The sequence below is a fragment of the Dysosmobacter sp. genome (genome assembly GCF_034093755.1).
Taxonomy (GTDB): domain Bacteria; phylum Bacillota; class Clostridia; order Oscillospirales; family Oscillospiraceae; genus Oscillibacter.
This window is the reverse complement of the sequence record NZ_JAXEBZ010000019.1, coordinates 1-3,919: the sequence shown is the minus strand read 5'-3', so window position 1 is coordinate 3,919 and position 3,919 is coordinate 1. Positions and strand designations below refer to the sequence as shown.

Annotated in this window: 4 protein-coding genes; 3 read left to right on the top strand and 1 reads right to left on the bottom strand. The window is 64.1% G+C overall.

Translation table 11 applies throughout. The features are described 5' to 3' along the window. The first annotated feature begins 963 nt into the window (after nt 1-963). The 3 genes from lspA to SOX55_RS02145 are packed head-to-tail and all read left to right on the top strand — an operon-like array spanning nt 964 to nt 3,100. Nucleotides 964-1,494 (top strand): signal peptidase II, encoded by a 531-nt coding sequence (gene lspA, locus SOX55_RS02155; protein ID WP_325285791.1) that lies wholly within the window; start codon nt 964-966, stop codon nt 1,492-1,494. Then, nucleotides 1,466-2,386, top strand: a complete 921-nt coding sequence (locus SOX55_RS02150) for an RluA family pseudouridine synthase (RefSeq protein WP_325285790.1) — start codon at nt 1,466-1,468, stop codon at nt 2,384-2,386. Before lspA ends, SOX55_RS02150 begins: the two co-directional genes overlap by 29 nt. Before the next feature lie 27 nt (nt 2,387-2,413). Continuing rightward, a complete protein-coding gene (locus SOX55_RS02145) occupies nt 2,414-3,100 on the top strand; it encodes a DUF2461 domain-containing protein (protein WP_325285789.1) in 687 nt (228 codons plus the stop codon). 636 nt (nt 3,101-3,736) lie between these two features. On the opposite strand, the gene SOX55_RS02140 is transcribed toward SOX55_RS02145, so the two are convergent. Continuing rightward, a partial coding sequence (locus SOX55_RS02140; protein WP_325285788.1) for a hypothetical protein occupies nt 3,737-3,919 on the bottom strand: 183 nt, incomplete at its 5' end.

Genomic DNA, 3,919 nt, shown 5'->3' with positions numbered 1-3,919 from the left:
GGGGGATGCGGACCACCGTCGCGGCGATACGATTCCCGGCCCCGTTGGGGCCGCCAATCGTGCCGCTTCCTCGAAACAGGCTCGCTGTTTCCGCCGCTGGCGGCGCTTCGCCTGTTTCCCCCACTTTTCTTTTGACGCGTCAAAAGAAAAGTCGCCGCGCCCGGTGGAAAAGAAAAACGCCGGGCGTGACCTTTGGCTGCGCCAAAGGCCAGACCGGGGGTCTCCTCAGACCCTGCGGCGGAAGTCCAAAAGCCTTCTGCCGGGTGCGGAGTAGCTGTTGCTGTTCGGCAGCTTTCCGCCGCAAGTCGCGGGAGTGCGGCGATTGTCGGGGTGGAAAACCGAAAGGACTGTCCTTCTCTGCCCGCGCGTTCCGCTTCGCTACGCGCATACCCGGGCAGTTGCGGAGGAATGCGAAACGGAGCAGCCCCGTCAACCACCCCGGTAGGGCGTAGCGAAGCGGAACGCCCGGGGCCAATACGCAGGGGCCTTTCGATCTTGCACCCCGATGACCACCTAACCCCAACTTGCGGCGGCGGATTTTCAATCTTCATTCAATGTCCGGCGCAGCCGGCAGAAGGCTGCCGGGCTTGGTCGGTACCGTCTGAGGAATCTCCCGTCAGCCTTTGTGTACAAAGGCCAAAAGCGCTTTTCTTTTGGACCGTGCACGGCCCGTTTTCTTTGGGCAAGACCCAAAGAAAATGGGGGGTGCATCCCCGCCGGGGTCCCGGCAATTTCCCGCACCGAAATCGGTGCAAAGCCGTGACCTTCGTCACATTCCAGCACCGAAACCGGCGCAATTCACCCGGCAATGGCCGGAAAGCCGCAGCCTTCGCTGCATCCCCCGGTGATCACCGGCATCCCCCGCCACCCGGGCGGGTGCAATCCTACCGGGGTTCAAACCATTTGCATTTCCCCCGCAAACCGTGTAAAATAAGCAAAAATCCATCTCTGAGGAGAAACTGTATGCTGAACGTGATTTTCGGAATTCTGGCGGCGGTGCTGCTGGGCCTGGACCAGTGGGTGAAGGCCTGGACCGTGTCCGCCTTTTCCGCCCCCGCGGAGGGCATGGCGGCCACCGCTGACCCGGCCCGGTCCTTCCTGCCGGGACTGGTGGAGCTGACCCGGGTCCACAATTTCGGCGCCGCCTGGTCCAGCTTCTCCGGCATGCGGTGGCTGCTGCTCATCGTCACCGGCACCATTGTGGCGGCGGTGGCTTTCGTGCTGGCCCGCCGCATTGTCCGCCACCCCCTGGGCCTGGCCGCCTGCTGGCTGATTCTCTCCGGCGGTCTGGGCAACATCATCGACCGGGCGCGGCTGGGCTACGTGGTGGATATGTTCCACTTCGTGTTCTGGCCCTCCTATCCCGTGTTCAACGTGGCGGACATCTGCGTGGTCTGCGGCGCGGTGATGGCCGCCGCCTACTACCTGTGGTTCTACGAAAAATATGACAAAAAGGATGCGGCCCATGGAGAAGCTGACGCTGCAAGTGAATAACGGCGACGCCGGCAGCCGGGTGGACGCTTGGCTGGCGGCAAACCTGGAGGACGTGACCCGCTCCGCCGCCCAGCGGCTGCTGGAGGAGGGCCGGGTCACCTGCGGCGGCAGGCCCCTGGCCAAGAACTACCGCCTCACCGGCACGGAGACGCTGGAAGTGACCCTCCCTGAGCCGGAGCCGGTGGACGTGGCGCCCCAGGACATCCCCCTGGACGTGGTGTACGAGGACGGGGACGTGATCGTGGTGAACAAGCCCAAGGGGCTGGTGGTCCATCCCGCCCCCGGCCACCCCGACGGCACGTTGGTGAACGCCCTGCTGCACCACTGCGGCGACAGTCTCTCCGGCGTGGGCGGGGAGCTGCGGCCCGGCATCGTCCACCGCATCGACCGGGACACCTCCGGCCTGATCATCGCCGCCAAAAATGACTTCGCCCACCAGGGCCTGGCCGCCCAGCTGGCGGACCACACCCTGTCCCGCACCTATGAGTGCATCGTGGTGGGGAACCTGCGGGCGGACAGCGGCACCGTGGACGCCCCCATCGGCCGCCATCCGGCGGACCGGAAGAAGATGGCGGTGGTGGCCAATGGCCGCCGGGCCGTCACCCACTGGGAGGTCATCGCCCGCTACCCCGGCCACACCCACGTCCGCTGCCGCCTGGAGACGGGGCGGACCCACCAGATCCGGGTCCACATGGCCCACATCGGCCACCCCATTTTAGGCGACACGGTGTACGGCGCAAAAAAGCCCGTGCCGGGCCTCCAGGGCCAGTGCCTCCACGCCGTGGCCCTGCGGTTTATCCATCCCCGTACCGGAGAGGCGGTGGAGGTCACCTGCCCGCTGCCGGAGGAATTTCAGAACCAGCTGCGGAAGCTGGCGGCCCGGATGGGCTGAGAGTTTACAGAACAGGAGAATTTGCACATGTTTCAGGGCTTTGACGACACCACTGTGGATTTCATGTGGGGCATCCGGTTCAACAATGACCGGACGTGGTTCGCAGAGCACAAGCAGGAGTATCTGGACCATTTCCAGACCCCCATGCGGGAGCTGCAGCGGGAGGTGTATGACCACATCGCCCCGCAGCTGGAGGACTACGGCCTCATCGGCAAAACCTCCCGCATCTACCGGGACGCCCGGCGGCTGTTTGGCCGGGGGCCTTACAAGGACCACCTGTGGCTCAGCGTGGAGCGGCCCAGGGAGGAGACCCGGGAGACGCCCTGCTTCTGGTTTGAGCTGGCGCCGGAGGGCTGGTCCTACGGCATGGGCTTCTGGCAGGCCACGCCCATGACCATGGCCAAGCTCCGCGCCCGCATCCGCCGGGACCCGAAGCCCATGGAGAAGCTGACCCGGGGGCTGAACGGGCAGACGGAGTTCGTCCTCACCGGGGAGGAGTACAAGCGGCCCAAGCCGGGGGCGCCCTCGGGCCTGACGGAGCCATGGTTCCGGAAGAAGTCCTTCGCCATCACCCATGACGAGCCCCTGACGGACCAGCTGTTCAGCCGGGAGATTGTGGACCGGCTGAAAGCGGGGTATGATTTTCTCATTCCCTGGTACCGGTATTTCGTCACCCTGGAGGGGGACCCCGTACCGGAGGAGATGAAGAAATAAGGCGCCGGGGTGCGCTGAGCGGCGCGGGGATGCGCCCATCCGGGCGCCGGGAGTGCGATGAAGATCGCAGGCTTTGCAAACCACCGTCGCGGCAAAACGATTCCCGGCCCCGTTAGGGCCGCCAATCGTGCCGCTTCCTCGAAACAGCCCTCGCTGTTTCCGCCGCTGGCGGCGCTTCACCTGTTCCCCCCATTCTTTTTCGTCTTGCCGAAAAAGAACCCTCCAGAGGGGCTTCTCTTGCCGCTTCGCGGCAATTCACCTTCTGCGCCGTGCACGGTGGAAGAAAAAGGCGCTGGGCGTACCCTTTGGCGAAGCCAAAGGGTAGACCGGGAGTCTTTTCAGACCCTGCCGACTAAATTTGGAAGTCTTCTGCCGGTTGCGGAGTACCTGTTGCTGTTCGGCAGCTTTCCATCGCAAGTCGCGGGAGTCTGGCAGTTGTTATGGTGGAAGACCGAAAGGACTGTCCTTCTCTTCCCGCGCGTTCCGCTTCGCTACGCGCATACCCGGGGGGTTATCGTTTATTGCTCAGGTAGGGCGTAGCGAAGCGGAACGCCCGGGGCCAACACGCAGGGGCCTTTCGATCTTGTACCCCGTTGACCGCCCAGACCCCGACTTGCGGCGGCAGGTTTTCAATCTTTATTCAATGTATAGCGCACTCGGCAGAAGACTTCCGGGTCTGGTCGGCAGGGTCTGAGGAGACCCCTGGTCTGGTCTTTCGTCATAGCCGAAAGACCACAAACCGTGTTTCTTTTCCACCGCTCCGGCGGCGACTTTTCTTTGCACGAGCAAAGAAAATGGGGGAAACAGGCGAAGCGCCGC

Excerpts from the sequence above, each read along its gene's own strand:
- lspA (WP_325285791.1), top strand. The coding sequence starts at position 964 with ATGCTGAACGTGATTTTCGGAATTCTGGCGGCGGTGCTGCTGGGCCTG.
- SOX55_RS02150 (WP_325285790.1), top strand. The coding sequence starts at position 1,466 with ATGGAGAAGCTGACGCTGCAAGTGAATAACGGCGACGCCGGCAGCCGG.
- SOX55_RS02145 (WP_325285789.1), top strand. The coding sequence starts at position 2,414 with ATGTTTCAGGGCTTTGACGACACCACTGTGGATTTCATGTGGGGCATC.